Origin of the sequence: Enterococcus sp. AZ149, assembly GCF_051714285.1 — a bacterium.
Lineage (GTDB): Bacteria > Bacillota > Bacilli > Lactobacillales > Enterococcaceae > Enterococcus_D > Enterococcus_D entomosocium.
Map to the genome: position 1 here is coordinate 427814 of NZ_JBIORO010000001.1, position 18890 is coordinate 446703.

The window sequence follows — 18890 nt, forward strand, 5'->3', positions numbered from 1 at the left end:
TTTGCAGCTTCAGCCGATCAGAACATCAAAGCCAAAAGCTCCAATAATGGATTCCTTCTGCTTGAAAGACATCGTTAGGATAGCTTTTCTCATAATGGGCTTTTTCGGGGGAATCATTAGGATCGAATACTTGAATCGTTCCTTCTTTGTTCAAAGCCGATACCATAATATGTCCGGATGTCGTAAAGGTTCCTGCTTGAACCGAGACCACAACGGGGATGCCTTGTGTCATTTTCTCATAGGCAGCCTCAAATGAATCCCCTAAATCGGCAAATTGGTAACCAAAAGCTTCGGCAAACTGAGGAAAGATTTGCCAACTCGTTCCTTGTTTGGGAAGATAAAATTGATCGCCAGCCCACTCCAATAGTTTGTCAGGATTCGGCGGACGATCCGTCCAAAAAGAATCGATCATGGCTAAAGAAGCAATAGCGCACCCGTTTGCCGCAAACGTATTTTGCTCTTCTCCATATCCATACGTGTTATTGCCCCAGCGTTGATCGGTTTGTACAATCAACGGCAGTTGCTGCGTATCTGCCATCGCTTGTTGAATCGCTTGATTGGCTTGGCGAGTGAACTGTTTTGAGACAAGCGCTGTCTGATCAAACGCAGCATCCCTGACCTGATCAATCACGTAATGAATGACAAAAACACCACCGATGAGAAAAAGCAGCAGTGCAAGGCTCTTTTCTTTCTTCCCATCGTTTCTCCTCGTTTTCGATATCCTTGTGTGCGATCGCATGAAATGCCCCTCCTCGTAAAGTAGTATCTAAGAGAAGTATAGTCTTTTTCTAATAAGAGCATTTCTGCATTTCCTGAAGAATTTCATACGATTTTATGACAACCACCATTTGAAAAGTAAGTTGTTACTGTTTGGACAGCTGTCGATGACAGACACAAAAGCAGCGCTTCCTCTATTTGGCTGAGTGGGTGGAATAACGAACAGCAACTTCTCTCCAGATGTCTTTTCTAAAAAAGGAATTTTTAAGAAAAGACAGCAAACAGTGAAGTTTTTTGTGTTTTGTTGTATAATGCAAATTACTGAAAAGTTGCGACCTTCAAATCGTAGATGATTTCAGAATCTATAATTGAAATGATGGTGAAACGATCATGTCTAACGAAAACACCCGTGTGGTGGTTGGAATGAGTGGCGGGGTAGACTCGTCAGTAACAGCACTTTTGCTGAAAGAACAAGGGTATGATGTTGTCGGGATCTTTATGAAAAATTGGGATGATACCGATGAAAACGGTGTTTGTACCGCAACAGAAGACTACAAAGACGTAGCCAAAGTGGCTGCGCAAATCGGGATTCCTTATTATTCAGTGAATTTCGAAAAAGAATATTGGGACCGTGTATTTGAATATTTTCTTGCAGAATACCGTGCCGGACGGACGCCAAATCCAGATGTCATGTGTAACAAGGAAATCAAGTTCAAAGCCTTTTTGGATTATGCGATGGATCTTGGTGCCGACTATGTAGCAACTGGCCATTATGCGCAAGTGACTGTTGATGAAAACGGCGTGACTCATATGTTGCGAGGCGTGGATAACAACAAAGATCAAACGTATTTCTTAAGCCAATTGTCACAAGAACAATTGAGCAAAACCATGTTCCCACTAGGCGGCATGGAAAAATCAGAAGTACGAGCGATCGCTGAACGGGCAGGTCTAGCAACAGCCAAGAAAAAAGATTCCACGGGAGTCTGCTTTATCGGAGAAAAGAATTTTAAACAATTTTTGAGTAATTACTTGCCAGCGAAAAAAGGCAATATGGTTACATTAGATGGCGAAGTCAAAGGACAACACGATGGCTTGATGTACTACACCATCGGACAACGTCAAGGCTTAGGCATTGGCGGCGGCGGTGCCACTCAAGAACCATGGTTTGTCGTAGGCAAAGACTTGGCGACCAACACTTTGTATGTGGGGCAAGGATTCCATCACCCCGCATTGTATGCAGATCGCTTGGAAGCAAGCCAAATCCACTTTACTACAGAACAAGACCGCGGCACGGAATTTTCATGCACAGCAAAATTCCGCTACCGTCAACAAGATGTACCGGTAACGGTGCGTCTATTAGATGGAGATCGAGCAGAAGTGATTTTTGACGAACCAGTACGCGCCATCACTCCTGGACAAGCAGTCGTTTTTTATGACGGGATGGAATGCTTGGGCGGCGGTTTGATCGATGCAGCCTACAAAGAAGCCAAAGAATTACAATATGTTTAACCACTAACACAATCTGCCCTAGCTAAGAACACTGAACCAATCAGTTGCACTTAGCTAGGGCTTTTTATAAATCAATTCGAAAAACCGATTAGAGCGAGCGCTTTCTATTTTAAAAAAATAGTCAAATTATGCTATAATTTAGATAGAAAATGAATGTTTTTGATGCATTGGCATTTTAAAAAAAAAGCAGGAGCATGAATCGTACCAAAGCCAATCTCATGAAATGGGGGTTTGTCGTTAGTGTCGTAGGGGTGGTGATGCTTCATCAGACTCAGGTCATTTCAAGCCAAATCAACCATCTTGCCTTAGCCGTACTATGGGGTTTAGCAGGGTATTTGCTTGTTTTTAAAAAGTTCTACTTTTTGTCCGCTCAGATTGCGGAGCATTCCGATCAGTATAACCAAGCAGAAGTCAAGTAAGGCAAAATTGCGGGAGTTGTCGCCTTCTATATTGCTCTGATCAATTTGATTTTGGTCTTTGTGTGAGTGTAGCGGAAAAAAATGCCAAAAGAAATCTTTGACGGAAAATGGTTTGCTTTTCATGATCGATCATCAAATTCGGCTTGGTGTGCTTGAAAAAAGCGGTAATACTGCTGGACACTAGCTAACTGGGTCCACTTCCGAACATCGACGGGCGTTTGATCCAAATCATAGATTTTGGCTTCCTTTAAAGATAAAACGAAAGGACTATGGGTAGCAATAATGAATTGGCACTGTTCATAGCGGACAAAATCTTCCAGTAACTGCACTAGTTCCAGCTGACGATCAGCAGAAAGGGAATTTTCTGGTTCATCTAATAAGTAAAGACTGTTGGGACGAATTTTTTCTTGAAAGAAGCGAAAGGCACTTTCACCATTGGAATATTCTCGGACGTTGTCGATCAAGTGCTTGCGAGTGAATTTGGACTGTGTGTTGGATCGTGCGAGATTGATTTTCTTCAATTCATGGTAATCTTCAAAACCTGTGAAACGAAAGTCCGCATGCTTTGCTTGGTAGTATTCTTGGAACACTTCTTCTCGGCGATGATCGATCCCTTGATTTAAGTTTCGGATATCAAGCATGAAGTCAAAGACGTCATCGCTGGTCAATAGCACTTTTTCTTGCGGTTCGTCGTTGCTACGAGCAGAACAGTAGGATAGATAGTCCTCGAAAAAATTCGACCGATTATACGCAGCAAAGCGCTGCGCGTGGATCTTTTCGGCAATCACGTTCAATGCAGTGGTTTTGCCAGAACCATTGCCGCCATATAAAATCGTGATTGGTTCAAAATCGATCTGCTGAAAACGGCGGGCACTGAGAATCTGAAAAGGGTAGTAAGAATCATAGACAGTCCGTTGGATAGAAAGGAAAAAATCAAACTCGGTTTCTTGATCGGGAAAAGTGATTTGTTCGAGATACATGGGGCACCTCCTAGCAGTTTCGTGGTTGCCATTATTGTAGCATATCCATCACAGATAAAATTTTTTTGCGAGGTTAAAATAAATCTTGTTTGATATTTTTTTAATCTTTTCCTGTTATATTCACAACAGGAAACTTCTGTGCTAGACTATAAGGGCATAGAAATGATGTAATCTTAAGCAACCGATAAAACGTACAAAAAAACGAAGGTTTAATGAATTCTTTAAGCGATGTTTAAATGCTGAAACTTATTCCTTGCAAGTTTAAGTAAAAGTGACTAATATGGGGAAGGAATCGTGAAAGGAGCAATGGAATGTATCAAGTAGTAGTCATGTATGGGGACAATGAACCGTGGTGGTTTTTTGAGGGATGGCAGTCAGATATTCAAGAGGCGTTCACATTTGCAACTTTCAGCGAGGCGCAGTCATTTTATGAACAAAAATGGCAAGAAATCAGAGAAGAGTATTCGTACATAAATGCAAAATCAAACTTTATGACGGCTTTTTGGAATGAAGAAGACGAACGCTGGTGCGAAGAATGCGACGATTACCTCCAACAATATATTGGACTGGCATTGCTTAAAGAATATCAGCAAGTCGTCGATGAAAGCAGGAAAGATTTTTATGAAACAACTAATTCTAGCGGAAAAGCCAAGCGTTGCCAAAGACCTCAGCAAAGTTTTGGGCTGTGAGCAAAAACATAAAAATTATTACGAAGGACCCAAGGCGATTGTTACTTGGGCCCTTGGTCATTTATTGGGCTTGAAAATGCCTGAAGATTTAAACAAAGAGTGGGCATCATGGCAGATGGAAACATTACCGATGATCCCTAAGTCCATCGGGATCAAGCCGTTGCCAAAAACCGGTCATCAACTAAAAGCCATCAAACAATTGGCTCAAAGAAAAGATGTCGGGGAAGTCGTGATTGCCACCGATGCGGGAAGAGAAGGGGAGCTAGTCGCTCGCTGGATTTTGGAGTGGGTTCGTTTTGACAAACCAGTCAAACGTTTGTGGATTTCTTCGCAAACCCCTAAAGCCATCAAAGAAGGCTTTGCAAAATTGCAGTCAGCCAAGCACTACGACAATCTTTACTACTCCGCCCTTGCGCGGGCAAAAGCCGACTGGCTGGTAGGATTGAATGTCACGCGGGCATTGACGGTCAAATATCAAGACAATCTTAGTGCGGGTCGGGTCCAAACCCCTACCTTAGCTTTGGTGCGCAGTCAGGAAATGCAGATCGAGAGTTTCCGTCCGCAAACCTATCATGTGATTACCCTAAACGTAGGCGATGCCAAGGCCCGCCTGCAACAAAAAAATCCTTATCAACTAAAAGAACGCAGTGACGCCGAAGCATTGGTCAAACAAGTGAGTCAACAGAATGGTCGCGTGACAGCGATCGAAGAAAAGGTCAAAACAGAAAGTGCACCACTGCCCTACGATTTGACCGAGATCCAACGAGAAGCCAATCAGCGTTATGGGTTTTCAGCCAAGAAGACCTTGTCGCTTGTTCAAAGCTTGTATGAAACCCACAAAATCGTCACTTACCCAAGGACGGATTCCAAGTATTTGACCAATGATATGAAGGCAACCATGAAGGAACGCCTGCAGGCAGTTGCGGATTTTGCCCCAGAAGTCAAAGGATACTTGAAAAATGGTGGACAAGTGGTGCAGCAAGCTGTCTTCAATGATAAAAAAGTTACCGATCACCATGCCCTATTGCCAACGGAACAGCGGGCACGTTATGAAAAATTAACTACCGATGAACAACGGATCTATCAAATGATCGTTAGTCGTTTCTTAATGCTCTTTGCGAAACCCCATAAAAAGCAGCAGCAGAAAGTGACCGTGACCTTTGGTTCAGAAACCTTTGTATTCAACCGCAATACCGTGTTAGAAGCGGGATGGAAAACGACTTCTGAAGAAGAAACCAGTGACATAGCTTGGCAAAAAGGCAGTACCGTCAAGCCTGAGTTCACCATCCAGAAAGAGTTGACCACACCACCGAAACCGTTGAATGAAGGAACTCTTTTAGGTAAAATGGAAAAACATAGTCTCGGTACGCCGGCAACCCGTGCGGAGATCATTGAAAAGCTGATCAAATCTGAGCTGATGGAGCGGACCCCAAGCGGCTTGCAAGTATCGCCAAAAGGCAAGCAGTTGTTAGTCTTAGTCAATCCTTCCTTGGTGACACCAGAGTTGACGGAAAAATGGGAGAAGGAACTGGAAGCCATCGCGAAAGGCACCTACTCTGCCCAAACCTTCCTCGCGCAAATCGAAGCAGACACTAAACAATTGGTTAAAGAAATCAAGCAAAGTGAGAGCAAGTACCAAGATTTCTCATTGACCCAAAAACGGTGTCCAGAATGCGGCGAACCATTGCGGGAGAAAAATACCCGTGATGGCAAGATCTATGTTTGTTCCAGTGGCACCTGCAAGTACCGTCGTCGGAAAGACCCGAAAGTTTCAAACCGACGTTGCCCGCAATGTCACCGAAAGATGGAGATCATTGAGGGCAAAAATGGCGCCTATTTCCGCTGTAAATTCGATGGGACCACCGAAAAAATGGCGGATAAAAAAGAGCGCAGCAAAAAGCTGTCGAAACACGAAGAACGCCGCTTGATGAATAAAATCAATCAAGAAGAACCGCAAGAAAGCCCATTAGCAGCTGCTTTAAAAGCTGCTATGGAGAAGAAATAACTGAATGAGGTAGAAAATAAAAAAGAGTGAGGACGATTTTGCTGTCTCTCACTCTTTTTTTGTATCCATTCATTCAACTAGGCATTTTTTTGACGGTATTCTTTCGGTGAGATACTTTCTTTCTTCTTGAACAAAAAGGAAAAATAATTTGGGTCATTATAGCCAACATCAAAGGCGATCTCAGATAGCCGTAGATTGGTCGTTAACAGCAGTTCCTTAGCTAAGGTCAATCGTTGCTCGGTCAAGTATTCGATAAACGTAGAATCAGTGGCTTGCGAGAAGATGGTGCTGAAGTGTGCCGGACTCAAATGAACTTTTTCAGCAACTACATTTAAGGAAATATTGGGATCAGAAAAGTGCTCACTGATAAAGGCTTTGGCTTGATTGATGATGCTTTGATATTTCGCCATTGCAGGATTGATGGGTTGTTTGGTCAATAGCGGCAACAGTTCTGCCAGAGTCGTTTGATAGTTCTCTGGCTCATGGGTCAATGCCGCTAGATAGTCTAAGTCATGGGCGTGCTGAACGATCTGGGGCAGCGAATGACTGTCTTTTTTCTTCAATAATGCCAGCAATTCGACCAAGACGAACAAACGGTACATTTGCGTTCGCTCAACGGTCCCTTGAGGCGCCATCAATTCATCGGTCAGCTCAGGGATCGTCTGTTTCCCAGCATTTGCCAGTCTTGAAGCAAGATCGGTTTTGAAAGGATTGGTGGGGGACAGTTCCCCTTCCCGAATGTCATCTTCATAGCTGATGATTTTTTCCTTGCGGATGCTGCCATAGGTTTTTAGCATGTCACGAGCTTTCTGATAAGAAAGAGGAATGCCCGAGAAACGATCTGCTATAGGTCCGATCGCCACTGCCACTTCTTCCCCAGAACCATGAACGAGGCTTTGAGCGATCTGATAGGCTTTTTCTAAAACTTGTTCTCGGTCATGGTCAAAAAGTAAAAACTTGATGAAGCGGCTAGAGACACTGGAGAACAAGACGGCATCATCTTGCTCATAGGCTTTGGTCAGCTGCTGGCTAAAGCGAGTGTAGTCAGAAAAGCTTTGATTGAAGGGGGTTTTTGCTAACAGCACACAAAACTGTTTGCCTGAAAAGCGCCGTCCCAGTTCTTCTGCTTGCAAAAAGGCTTCTGAGATCGTGATCTTTTGTTTAAAGAGATGATTTAGAAAGTGATTTTTTTTGATTTCCATTTCGAATAAATCGTCTTCTTTGGATAATTGCTGATGGGTGGTTTGTTGTTCATCTAAGTGTTGAACGACGGTTTTGATGGCTTGTTCTAATTCTTCGTTTTTGATGGGCTTGAGTAAGTAATCGTCTGCTTGCAGCTGCAGTGCCGTTTTTGCATAGTCAAAATCATCAAAGCCGCTAACAAAAATAATGCGAACTTGCGGCAATAATTTTTTGGCTTCTTTCGCAAAGACCAAGCCATCCATAAACGGCATTTTGATATCGCTGATAATAATATCCGGACGCAGATCAAGGATCGAAGCTAGCGCCAATTCGCCATCGGCGGCTTCATCGCTATAAACGATCGGGTATTGTTTGGCGAGAGTCATGATTTGGTGACGCAAACTATCGCGAATCAGATGTTCATCTTCAACTATGAACACTTTGTACATGGTTGGGTTCCTCCCTTTTTGGTACTGTGACGTTAATCGTGGTGCCTTCTTGGTATTGACTGTGGATCGTCAGTTGCGCTTCGCTGCCGTAGTTCAGCTGGAGACGGCGATAGACGTTATATAGGCCATAGCCGCTCTCAGAGGCGGGATCAGTGGTTTCTTTAAGGTTACGACGAATCTCCTCCAAACGCTCAGGGTCGATCCCAATGCCGTTGTCACTGATGGTCATTTGAATCTGGTGAGGCAATTCTGACACTGTAATTCGAATCATGCCGACGCGACGGACAAACTTGGTGCCATGATAAACGGCGTTTTCAACTAGGGGCTGCAGGACCATTTTCAAAACCTGCAGTTCTGGACTGACGGTTTGATCTTCGATGGTGTAAGACAGCATCCTACCATAGCGAATCTGCAAAATCTTCAAGTAATCGCCCACATGCCGCAATTCTTTTTCCAAAGGAATCCAGTCTTGCCCTTTGCTTAAGGAGATACGGAAAAAATCCGACAACGCATAGGTCATTTCCGTTGCTTGCTCGTAACGGGCAGCTTCAATCAAAGAAACGATCGCATCTAAACTATTATAGATGAAATGTGGGGTAATCTGGGCTTGTAAGACCCGCACCTCACTTTGGGCTAAGTGATACTGCTTCAAGGCATTTTCTTCCAAGAGCCGGGTCAAGTCATCTGCCATTCGATTCAAGCTACTCGTCAAGGTCCGCAGTTCTGGGGTTTCTGGCAGTTCTGCTCGGTAGCTCAAATGTCCTTGGGATAGTTCGTTGGAAAGATCTAATAACCGATCCAGCGGGTCTTGCAGGTTGTCACGAACAAAGCGGCGGTTTTTATTGATGATCGCAAAGATGATCAAAAGCAACACGACTTGAAAAAGGATCAGTAACAATACCGATTGGACTAGTTCGTGATTGGTTTGGCTGGCTAAGCTGATCTCTACCCCGACGAATTGCTGCAAAATATCGGATAGCAAATCGATCACCGAATCCACTTGGATCATGACGTATTGGTTTTTTTCCACTGGCTCATCCTTGAGAATATTGTCGATCAACTGTTGCTGATAGGTTTCTAAAGAATCGAGCGTCCGAAAGGCGACCGCTAAAATATTGAGCTCTTTCGCAGTGCTGGTATTTTCTTGGATGTGTTGCAGGTCGCTCCTCAATTCCTCAATTACATTGGTTTCTTGGACTTGTGCGACGGTTTTTTGGCCGAAGACTAAGTCCCACATTTCTTCCAAGACAATGGCATCGACTTTTTCCGATAGTTGATTGGCTTCTTCAATATTGTTGATGGTATTTTGGTAAATGAAAATCTGCCGTGAGTAAAACACACTACTTAGTACGAGGGGAATAAAGGCGACGAGGATCATCAGTTTATTCGTCTGTTGAAAGATGCCCTTGATACTTTTTGTTTTCATCTTCATCTCCTCAATAATTTCTCGGTGGAATCTGATCGAAATCCATGTCACTGGAAAAAACTGTTTCATGGACATAGATTTCACGAGGGATGGCATCGGCGCCGCGAGCCAAGTAGCGAGAGATGGCATTTTTGACGAACACCCCGGCATCTGGGTTGCACTCAACGACACAATTGACCACTCCTTGCTTCAATTTATCGATCATTTCTTTTTGAGCATCGATCGATACGATCACTAAATCCTTCCCCGGCTCAATATCGGTTTTTTCTAAGGCTTCTAGGGCACCCAACGTCATCTCATCATTGTGGCTGAACAAGACATCAATCTGTTCCATTTTGCCTGCTTCGATGTATTGTTCGATGACTTCTTTGCCTTTACGGCGGATGAAATCGCCGTTTAATTCGTCTACGACTTGGATCGTCACATTGTTATGGGCATAATCACGCTTGATGGTTTCTCGGAACCCTTCTGAGCGCAAATACGTCGGGGACGTAGCATCCAGTCCCGTCAATTCTAAAACATTGACTGTTTCGTTCTCATGCTCTTTATAATAATTACTAACGTAGAGACCTGCACGATTGCCCTCGGCTTTGAAGCTTGGCCCGATATGGGTCAAAAATAAAGAGGGATCGCTGACATTGACATGTCGATCTACCACGAAAACGGGAATCCCAGCTTGGGCCGCTTCTTCCAAAATCGGTTCCCAATTGTTTTCCTGAATGGGGGTAAAGACGATGGCATCGACTTGATACACGATAAAATTGCGGATATCTTGGATCTGTCGCTCTTGATTCATATAACCGTTACGATAAAGGACTTCATAGCCTTCCTTCTCTAACTCAGTGCGGATCGATTCCGTATGTCGTTTACGCCAGCTGCTTTCCGTTCCCGACTGGGAAAAACCGATCACGATACTTTCTTCCGCTGTTTCAGCGGTCGTTTCTTTGATTGCTTGGCAACCAGCCAAGAAAGACAGATACAAACAAAGGAGTAACCCAATTTTTCTATTCCTCATTTTTTTCACCTCTATGGTCTATTCTACTAAAAAATACGGAAGCGCTTTACACAAAATATCAAATCAAATAAAAACCAAGGGAATCTTAAAAAATCCAAGATTACGAAAAGAAAAAGCGGCAACTGGGCCGACCTTTCTCAAGAAATCCAAGAAATCTCGAAAAAATCTAAATGTAAGCGATTCCTTAACTGGCTATACTGAGTATGTAAGAAAAAGACATGGAGGGATCACAATGAAAGGTACTTTTGGTAAATTGGTCGTCCTAGCATCCACCTTATTGGTTGGCGGATTGTTAGCAGCTTGTGGGAATGGATCAGACAGCGGGGCAAACGGTGATGGAGACAAAGGATTTGTTGGGATCGCGATGCCGACCAAATCGGCAGAACGATGGATCGCAGATGGCGACAATATGGTAGAGGAATTAGAGAAGCTTGGCTATAAAACTGACCTGCAATATGGAGAAGACAAAGTAGAAAACCAAGTGGCACAAATTGAGAACATGATCACCAAAGGCGTTGATACCTTAGTGATCGCCTCGATCGATGGTTCGGCACTGACGGACGTGTTGGAAAAAGCCCATAACGAAGACATCACAGTCATCGCCTATGACCGTTTACTGATGAACTCGGAATACGTCGATTATTATGCCACCTTTGATAATTTTGGGGTCGGCGTGCTGCAAGCGTCTTATATTGAAGACAAATTAGGCCTCAAAGATGGTGAAGGACCATTTAACATTGAATTATTCGGCGGTTCTCCAGATGATAACAATGCACTGATCAATTATAATGGGGTCCTTTCGGTTTTCCAACAATACTTTGACAGCGGACAGCTAGTCGTTCCTTCCGGTCAAACCAACTTCAACCAAATCGCTACCTTGCGTTGGGATGGTTCAACCGCGCAAGCTCGGATGGACAATTTGTTGAGTGCCAACTATACGGATCAAACATTGGATGCTGTTCTTTCACCTTATGATCCAATCAGCCTAGGAATCATCTCATCGCTTAAAGGTGTGGGCTATGGTTCCTCTGATAAACCACTGCCTGTGATCACCGGTCAAGATGCGACGGTGGCAGGAGTGAAATCAATCATCGCGGGCGAACAAACCCAAACGATTTTTAAAGATACACGGGTGTTAGCGAAAAACACGATCGAAATGATCGAAGCCATCACCAATGGCGAGGAAGTGCCAGTCAACGATACTGAAACCTATGACAATGGCGTCAAAGTCGTACCAACCTACTTGTCAAATCCTGTTTCTGTGGATAGCGACAACTACAAAGAAGAATTGATCGATACCGATTACTATACAGAAGAAGAGCTGGGCATTTAAGCAAGGAGTGCAGATCCAGCGAGAAAAGATGCTAGTTTCCCCTAAAGCAGCAGGGAAGAACGAATCATCCCCAGTATTCGTTCTTTCCGCTTTTCTTACAAAGGGAGCGCATCACTTTTACATAAAAAGGAAAAGGGTGAAAGAACATGGCAGATAATATTTTGATGATGAAAGGCATCGTCAAAGAGTTTTCAGGGGTTCGCGCCCTTGATAACGTCAACCTCTCGATCGAGCGAGGAGAGATCCACGCACTGTGTGGAGAAAATGGCGCTGGCAAGTCCACGCTGATGAATGTCTTAAGCGGACTCTATCCTTACGGCAGCTATGATGGAGAGATCTATTATGAAGGGGAGTTATGCAAGTTCAAAGATTTGCGGGACAGTGAGGACAAAGGAATTGTTATTATTCATCAAGAGTTAGCCTTAAGTCCTTACCTGTCGATCAAAGAAAATATCTTTCTAGGAAATGAACAAGCCAAACACGGCATTATTGATTGGGATCTGACCGAAAAGAAAACAGATAACCTCTTAAAGATCGTTGGCTTGAAATTAGACCCGAATACGCTGGTTTCACAAATCGGTGTCGGGCATCAACAGCTGGTGGAAATTGCCAAAGCATTTTCAAAATCCGTCCGATTGTTGATTTTAGATGAACCAACCGCGGCGTTGAATGAAGAAGAAAGTGCCAATCTGTTAGAGCTGATCAAAGAGTTTCGCAACCAAGGGATCACCTCGATCATTATCTCCCACAAGCTGAATGAAATCGTCAATGTGGCGGATCGCATCACGATTTTACGAGACGGGCAAACGATCGAGACGCTGAGCGGGGCCGAAATCTCTGAAGAGCGTATCATTCGCGGTATGGTTGGGCGAGATTTGACCAATCGTTACCCAGAGCGGAAACCCGCTATTGGTGAACCGTTTTTTGAAGTCAAAAATTGGACGGTCCATCATCCAATCGACCATACCCGTGTGGTGAATGAAAATTTGAACTTGATGATCCGCAAAGGAGAGATCATCGGCATCGCCGGTTTGATGGGTGCGGGACGGACAGAGTTTGCCATGAGTGTCTTCGGTCATTCCTATGGCAGTTCGATTTCGGGGGAAGTCTATAAAGACGGCCAACCGATTTCTGTCAAAGACGTGCCAACCGCCATCAAAAATGGGTTAGCCTATGTGTCGGAAGACAGAAAAGCGTTGGGCTTGAATCTGCTGATGGATATTCGCGAGAACACCACCATCGCTAGTCTTGCCAAAATCAGCCGCCAAGGGGTCATCGATAAAGAAAAAGAAGTCACGATGGCAGAAGAATTTCGCAAAAAAATGCGGACGAAAACCAATTCAATCTATCAAAACGTTGGCAGTTTGAGTGGTGGGAATCAGCAAAAAGTCGTTTTGGCAAAGTGGCTGATGACCACACCAGATATCTTATTTTTAGATGAACCGACCCGCGGGATCGATGTCGGGGCGAAGTACGAAATCTATACGATCATCGAAGAGATGGCAGCAGCTGGCAAAGCCATCTGTATCATCTCCTCGGAGTTACCAGAACTATTAGGCATGTGCGACCGGATCTACACGATGAACGAAGGCCGCTTCACGGGCGAAGTGTTACGGGAAGAGGCAGACCAAGAACGATTGATGAATCTAATGACACTAGAAGAGAGTGGGGTTTGAGATGGAAACAACCAATAAATTAAAAAAAGAACGCAGCCATTCGCTGAAAGAAAAGGCACTGGAAATCTTTAGCAAATACAGTATGATCATTATCTTAGCAGTATTATTGGTGGCCTTTCAGCTCATGACCGACGGAATTTTCTGGCGGCCGCTGAATATCACCAACCTCGTGTTGCAAAACAGTCATATTCTCGTTTTAGCAGCCGGTATGCTTTTGGTCGTCTTGTTAGGACATGTCGATCTATCCGTAGGCTCCGTGATGGCGTTTGTCGGTGCGATTGCAGGCGTCTTGATGGTCAATAACGGCATCAGTCCTTGGTTGGCAGTGCCTCTTTGCTTACTGATGGGCGCAGTGATCGGTGCCTGGCAAGGCTTCTGGGTCGCGTATGTCGGTATCCCAGCATTTATCGTGACCTTGTCTGGTTTACTAATGTTTCGAGGATTGACCCAAGTCGTCTTAGGCGGTCAATCATTGGCACCGTTTCCCAAGGCATTCCAACAAATTTCCACCGGCTATTTGCCAGATATTGCAGGCGGTCAGATCCATTTACTTTCCATGATTTTAGGTGTAGTGATCACGGGCATCCTGATTTTAGGCCAATGGCGGACCCGTGAGCGCCGAAAAAAAAATCTTTTTGAAGTGGAATCAATGGCAGCCTTTGCCTTTAAAGCCGTCTTTACTGCGGTTGTTTTTCTCGGTGCTACCTACATCTTTGCCTCTTATCAAGGGTATCCGATCATTTTGATCGTCTTAGGGGTGATCGTGGCTGCCTATGGCTTTTTGACTAACAAAACCGTCGCTGGTCGGCAAATCTATGCAACCGGCGGCAACAAAAAAGCAGCCGAACTTTCGGGAATCAAGACGAAGAAAATCACCTTCTGGGTCTTCGTGAACATGGGGATGATGGCAGCTTTGGCGGGCTTGGTTTTAGCGGCTCGGTTGAATGCAGCCACACCGCAAGCGGGAACGTCAATGGAATTAGATGCAATGGCCGCAGTGTATTTCGGCGGTGCTTCTACCTCAGGCGGTATTGGTACTGTGATGGGGGCGATCGTTGGTGGTCTCGTGATGGGTGTCTTAAACAATGGGATGTCGATCTTAGGGGTCGGTGTCGATTGGCAGCAAGCCATCAAAGGGTTGATTTTGCTGCTGGCTGTCGTGCTGGATATCTACAATAAGAAAAAGAAAATTTCGTAGGAGGGCCTGTTTATGGAGGACCAAGCACAAAAGACGATTTTATTGATTTGTACCGCCGGCATCACTACGGGTCTCTTAGTGAAAAACATGCAGCGGGCCGCAGATGAAAAAGGGCTAGCTGTGCATATCTATTCGGCACCAGCCATCATTGCTGAACAGATCCTGCAGCAACAAACAGTCGATGCCTTGCTGATCGGTCCGCAGTCGAAGTACGAAGTCAATCGATTAAAAGACTTTCTCATGGTCAAAGCGGTGCCATATAAATTAATCAAAGAAACAGATTACGAGCTGTTAGATGGCGAAGCTGTCCTTACAGACAGCCTGACCCTCTTACAAAACGATCACTAGGCTCGCGTAAAAAGATGTGTCTTTTAGCGTTTGAATATGTTGTTTAGAGTAGTGCCTTGCGAATCCCCCAAGCAAGCACTACTCTTTTTATCGTAAAGTAGTTTGATCACCTGATAGGGAAGACCCGTCGATTGAATGGTGCTTCAGTCAGTTCCTGTACTTCGTTTGCCAGTGAGCGTACAGATGACGGAAGTACAGTAAAGGCGTTGGATCTTTTCCAATGAGGAAACAGTCAAGAATCGATCTTGTATCTGTTTCCTTAAAGCAGCAAACAACTCATAGAATGGAGGAACAGATTATCGAACCAGCAGAACTTACCCAGATTCGCCCCAGTAAACGACAACTACAGTGGCAGCAGTTGGAATTTTATGGCTTTATCCACTTTGGTCTCAATACGATGACCAATCGTGAATGGGGGCTCGGCAATGAGTCGCCAACGGTATTTGACCCGCAAAAGCTAGACTGTCATCAATGGGTTTCCACAATGAAGCAAAGCGGTATGCAGGGAATCATTTTGACCTGCAAACATCATGACGGCTTTTGCTTATGGCCAAGCCAGCACACTGCTTTCACAGTCGCTTCAACGCCCTGGCGCAATGGTCAAGGTGATTTAGTGAAAGAACTTTCTGATGCTTGCCGTCAAGCAGACCTGAAATTCGGCATTTATTTATCGCCTTGGGATCAGCATGAAGCTTGTTATGGAATGGGGCAAGTCTATGATGATTTTTATACGGCGCAGTTGACAGAACTTTTAACCAATTATGGTGATATATTCGAAATATGGTTAGATGGGGCCAATGGTGAAGGACCCAATGGAAAACGCCAAAACTATGATTGGGAACGGTATTATCAAGTGATTCGTGAGCTGCAACCCAATGCAGTGATTGCGGTTTGCGGACCGGATGTCCGTTGGGTAGGAAACGAAGCGGGGCAAACCAGACTTCAAGAATGGAGTGTGGTGCCAGCAGCATTAAAGGATGCTGAAAAAACAGCGAGTCATTCGCAAAAAGCCGATAGCACAGCGTTTCGGCAATCGATTTCCAGTATGGAAATCGATTTAGGAAGCCGACAAGCGCTGAAAAAGTACGGCATTAAAGAAGCTGCCGAATTGGCTTGGTACCCTGCTGAGGTCAACTTATCGATTCGCCCCGGCTGGTTTTATCATCCATCAGAAGACCAACAAGTAAAAAGCGGCGCTGAGCTCTGGTCTTTTTACAAGCAGATCGTTGGGGGCAATAGTTCTTTTCTACTTAATGTGTCGCCGATGCCGGATGGTATGATCCATCCAACGGATCAAAAGGCATTGCAGCAATTAGGTCACTCGATTAAACAATTGAAAGAGGTGACGACTGAAAGGAACGGCACGTTTGCGAGCTCTTCAACCAGTGTGTCCAGCAGAATGGATAAGCTCCAACTATCTCAAGCGTTTGGCCAGTATTGGAAACCGGACTTGGAAGACAAACGGCCATGGCTGACCCTACATTTTGCAGAACCGGTCGTCATCAATTCACTTGTATTGAAGGAAGCGATTCAATATGGGCAACGGGTAGAAAAAGCAAAAATTTTTCTGCAAACTGTAGCAGGACCACAGTTACTGACCGAAATAGTGACGATCGGCTATCAAAAAATCATCAGCTTTGAAGCGGTCGGCGTGTCTGCTGTCAAAATCGTTTTTACTCAAGTTCGGCAAACACCGATCATTCAAACCATGGCCGCGCGCTATGTGCCTCAGGAAGAATAAAGTAACCCAAAAACAGACAGTCGGCTGACTGTCTGTTTTTGAGGGATACAAATAAGGAATAAAAGTGGATATTAGTTAAATGCGACTGCCTAGGGGGCAAATCCGAGAACAGTGCATGGTAACTACAAATTAAGGAAGTGTGATGACATTTTCTGAATCTTTGTCGAAGAAATGCGCTTTGTTGATGTTGAAAGCTAAATCAACTGTTTCACCTGGACGGTGGAAGTCGCGGGCATCAACTTTCGAGATAAATTCAGTCGCACCTACACGTGTATAAAGCATTGTTTCTGCACCTAATAGTTCAGATACGACCACTTCGGCACGTACAGTTGCTTCAGGAGAAGCTTCCAATGCGATTTGTTCACTGTGGATATCTTCTGGACGAATACCAAAGACTAATTGTTTGCCTTCGTAGCCTTTTTCAACAAGAATCTTATTCTTGCCTTCAGGAATACGTAAATTCAAACTTTGACCATCAGAGATCATACCGTTATTCAACGTAACATTGAAGAAGTTCATTGCTGGTGAACCGATAAAGCCGGCAACGAAAATGTTTTTCGGTGTGTTGTAGACTTCTTTTGGTGAACCGATTTGTTGAATGAAACCATCTTTCATGATAACGATCCGGTCAGCCATGGTCATCGCTTCTGTTTGGTCATGGGTTACATAGATCGTCGTTGTTTCTAAACGTTGGTGTAATTTTGCGATTTCCGCACGCATGGCAACCCGCAATTTCGCATCTAAGTTTGACAACGGCTCATCCATTAAGAAGACTTTGGCATCACGAACGATGGCACGGCCTAAGGCAACCCGTTGACGCTGACCACCTGAAAGGGCAGCAGGTTTACGATCTAAGTATTCTGTCAAACCTAAGATCTCAGCGGCATTTTCTACGCGTTTTTTGATTTCTTCTTTGTCGTATTTACGCAATTTCAAACCAAATGCCATGTTGTTAAAAACAGTCATATGGGGATACAATGCGTAGTTCTGGAAAACCATCGCGATGTCGCGGTCTTTTGGTGCTACATCGTTCATTACTTTTCCACCGATGCTCAATTCGCCTTCAGAAATATCTTCTAAACCAGCGATCATTCGAAGGGTTGTTGATTTTCCGCAACCAGAAGGTCCAACGAAAACGATAAATTCGCGATCCGCGATATCTAAATTAAAATCAGTTACCGAATACGCATCATTATTGTCATATTTTTTGTGGATATTTTTTAAGGCCATTTCTACCATTGGGATTACCTCTTTCCATTTAGTTTACATGAATAGCATAAATGAAAACGCTTCGAATGCGCAACGGAAACCTGCACAAGAAAAAAACGTTTTCTTGTGCAGGTTGTTTAATTGCTCTGATGGGTGAACTGATCGATCAATAAATAGCAAAGCAGCAGATCATCCATATTTTTTAAATTTAAGCGCGTCAGTGTTTGAAACTTATCGATCTTATATAGGAGAGAATTCCGATGCATGAACAGTTCTTTGGCTGTGGAGCTTGCATTGCCTTGATTGCGCCACAGGGATTGAATGATCGTTTCGGTCTCTTCTTCAAACCAATCTAGATATAAGGTACGAAACAAGGAAATATACTCGGAAAAGCCATTGCGAAAAAGAGAAAAGACCACTTTGGGCAGATCCATACTTTTACTGGTGGTTTTCGTTTTTAACTCATTTTTGAACAGGGTAGACTCACTTGCCCATAAGGTAGTGAAATCGTGGCGCGGATGATGGAAGGGACCGACGAACAGCTGAGAATAGCAGTCGAAATCCATATCCAAAGCCACGAATAAGCCGTCGAGATCTTCGATGGGTAAATTAGTGTCGTCTTGTTTTTCTACGATCACCGCATGGTGTTCGGTGAGGAAAAAAAGATCCACCACGCTAGGGAGCATTTGCTGGATCTCTGCGAGCCATTCGGATTGCAAGGAGTCAATGGTTCGGGTGAAATGAACTTGCAGCATTCGGACCCACGTTTGGTCTTGAACGGGCTGATGTTCAAATAAAATCGGATACCATGGATGGTTTCGGTTATCGATTTCTGGTTGCAAAGAGCCGTTTCCCAGTTGGATCAGCAGTTTTTCACTGTCACTTAATTGGTCAGTTGGCAGCCAAATATATTTTTTGCCGAAAGCGATGGATTCGATGTCCTTCGTTGTGGATACTTTGTCATGCAGCGTTGCCTGGGGGAAACGCGCTTTGA

Annotated in this window: 16 protein-coding genes; 9 read left to right on the forward strand and 7 right to left on the reverse strand. The window is 44.3% G+C overall.

The genetic code is table 11. The annotated features are described in order from the left end of the window. Window positions 1-25 precede the first annotated feature (25 nt). Window positions 26-739 (reverse strand): C39 family peptidase, encoded by a 714-nt coding sequence (locus IGI94_RS02040; protein WP_438899365.1) that lies wholly within the window; start codon window positions 737-739, stop codon window positions 26-28. Between the two features lie 368 nt (window positions 740-1107). Between IGI94_RS02040 and mnmA the strand changes: the two genes are divergently transcribed. Next, window positions 1108-2226, forward strand: coding sequence for a tRNA 2-thiouridine(34) synthase MnmA (gene mnmA, locus IGI94_RS02045; RefSeq protein ID WP_026008140.1), 1119 nt, complete (start codon window positions 1108-1110; stop codon window positions 2224-2226). Between the two features lie 194 nt (window positions 2227-2420). Then, window positions 2421-2645: a hypothetical protein gene (locus IGI94_RS02050; protein ID WP_438899366.1), complete on the forward strand. Its 225-nt coding sequence runs from the start codon at window positions 2421-2423 to the stop codon at window positions 2643-2645. A 119-nt stretch (window positions 2646-2764) separates the two neighbouring features. On the opposite strand, the gene IGI94_RS02055 is transcribed toward IGI94_RS02050, so the two are convergent. Then, window positions 2765-3625, reverse strand: a complete 861-nt coding sequence (locus tag IGI94_RS02055) for an AAA family ATPase (RefSeq protein WP_086332942.1) — start codon at window positions 3623-3625, stop codon at window positions 2765-2767. Window positions 3626-3936: 311 nt separating this feature from the next. Between IGI94_RS02055 and IGI94_RS02060 the strand changes: the two genes are divergently transcribed. Next, complete coding sequence (locus tag IGI94_RS02060) at window positions 3937-4314, forward strand: DUF1033 family protein (RefSeq protein ID WP_005227251.1); 378 nt, start codon at window positions 3937-3939, stop codon at window positions 4312-4314. After that, window positions 4247-6319, forward strand: a complete 2073-nt coding sequence (locus IGI94_RS02065) for a DNA topoisomerase III (RefSeq protein WP_438899367.1) — start codon at window positions 4247-4249, stop codon at window positions 6317-6319. Before IGI94_RS02060 ends, IGI94_RS02065 begins: the two co-directional genes overlap by 68 nt. Window positions 6320-6396: 77 nt before the next feature. On the opposite strand, the gene IGI94_RS02070 is transcribed toward IGI94_RS02065, so the two are convergent. The 3 genes from IGI94_RS02070 to IGI94_RS02080 are packed head-to-tail and all read right to left on the reverse strand — an operon-like array spanning window position 6397 to window position 10391. After that, window positions 6397-7950, reverse strand: a complete 1554-nt coding sequence (locus tag IGI94_RS02070; RefSeq protein ID WP_438899368.1) for a response regulator — start codon at window positions 7948-7950, stop codon at window positions 6397-6399. Beyond that, a complete protein-coding gene (locus IGI94_RS02075) occupies window positions 7928-9376 on the reverse strand; it encodes a sensor histidine kinase (RefSeq protein WP_034872067.1) in 1449 nt (482 codons plus the stop codon). Before IGI94_RS02075 ends, IGI94_RS02070 begins: the two co-directional genes overlap by 23 nt. A gap of 10 nt (window positions 9377-9386) precedes the next feature. After that, window positions 9387-10391, reverse strand: coding sequence for an ABC transporter substrate-binding protein (locus tag IGI94_RS02080; RefSeq protein WP_086299034.1), 1005 nt, complete (start codon window positions 10389-10391; stop codon window positions 9387-9389). Between the two features lie 232 nt (window positions 10392-10623). Between IGI94_RS02080 and chvE the strand changes: the two genes are divergently transcribed. The 5 genes from chvE to IGI94_RS02105 all read left to right on the forward strand — a co-directional run bounded on the left by chvE (window position 10624) and on the right by IGI94_RS02105 (window position 16687). Further along, on the forward strand, window positions 10624-11724 hold the full coding sequence (gene chvE / locus IGI94_RS02085) for a multiple monosaccharide ABC transporter substrate-binding protein (protein WP_005231478.1): 1101 nt from the start codon (window positions 10624-10626) through the stop codon (window positions 11722-11724). 146 nt (window positions 11725-11870) lie between these two features. Further along, window positions 11871-13400, forward strand: a complete 1530-nt coding sequence (mmsA, locus tag IGI94_RS02090) for a multiple monosaccharide ABC transporter ATP-binding protein (RefSeq protein ID WP_005232243.1) — start codon at window positions 11871-11873, stop codon at window positions 13398-13400. A gap of 1 nt (window position 13401) precedes the next feature. Further along, entirely contained in the window at window positions 13402-14598 is a 1197-nt protein-coding gene (gene mmsB, locus IGI94_RS02095) for a multiple monosaccharide ABC transporter permease (RefSeq protein ID WP_005227258.1), read from the forward strand. Window positions 14599-14610: 12 nt separating this feature from the next. Continuing rightward, window positions 14611-14946, forward strand: coding sequence for a PTS sugar transporter subunit IIB (locus tag IGI94_RS02100; RefSeq protein WP_005232241.1), 336 nt, complete (start codon window positions 14611-14613; stop codon window positions 14944-14946). Between the two features lie 220 nt (window positions 14947-15166). Continuing rightward, window positions 15167-16687, forward strand: a complete 1521-nt coding sequence (locus IGI94_RS02105) for an alpha-L-fucosidase (protein ID WP_430601341.1) — start codon at window positions 15167-15169, stop codon at window positions 16685-16687. 129 nt (window positions 16688-16816) lie between these two features. Here the strand turns inward: IGI94_RS02105 and IGI94_RS02110 are convergent, their stop codons facing one another. Together IGI94_RS02110 and IGI94_RS02115 are read right to left on the reverse strand one after the other, a co-directional pair. After that, entirely contained in the window at window positions 16817-17926 is a 1110-nt protein-coding gene (locus tag IGI94_RS02110; protein WP_008376142.1) for an ABC transporter ATP-binding protein, read from the reverse strand. A gap of 107 nt (window positions 17927-18033) precedes the next feature. After that, on the reverse strand, window positions 18034-18738 hold the full coding sequence (locus IGI94_RS02115; RefSeq protein ID WP_258185698.1) for a helix-turn-helix domain-containing protein: 705 nt from the start codon (window positions 18736-18738) through the stop codon (window positions 18034-18036). Between the last annotated feature and the right edge of the window lie 152 nt (window positions 18739-18890).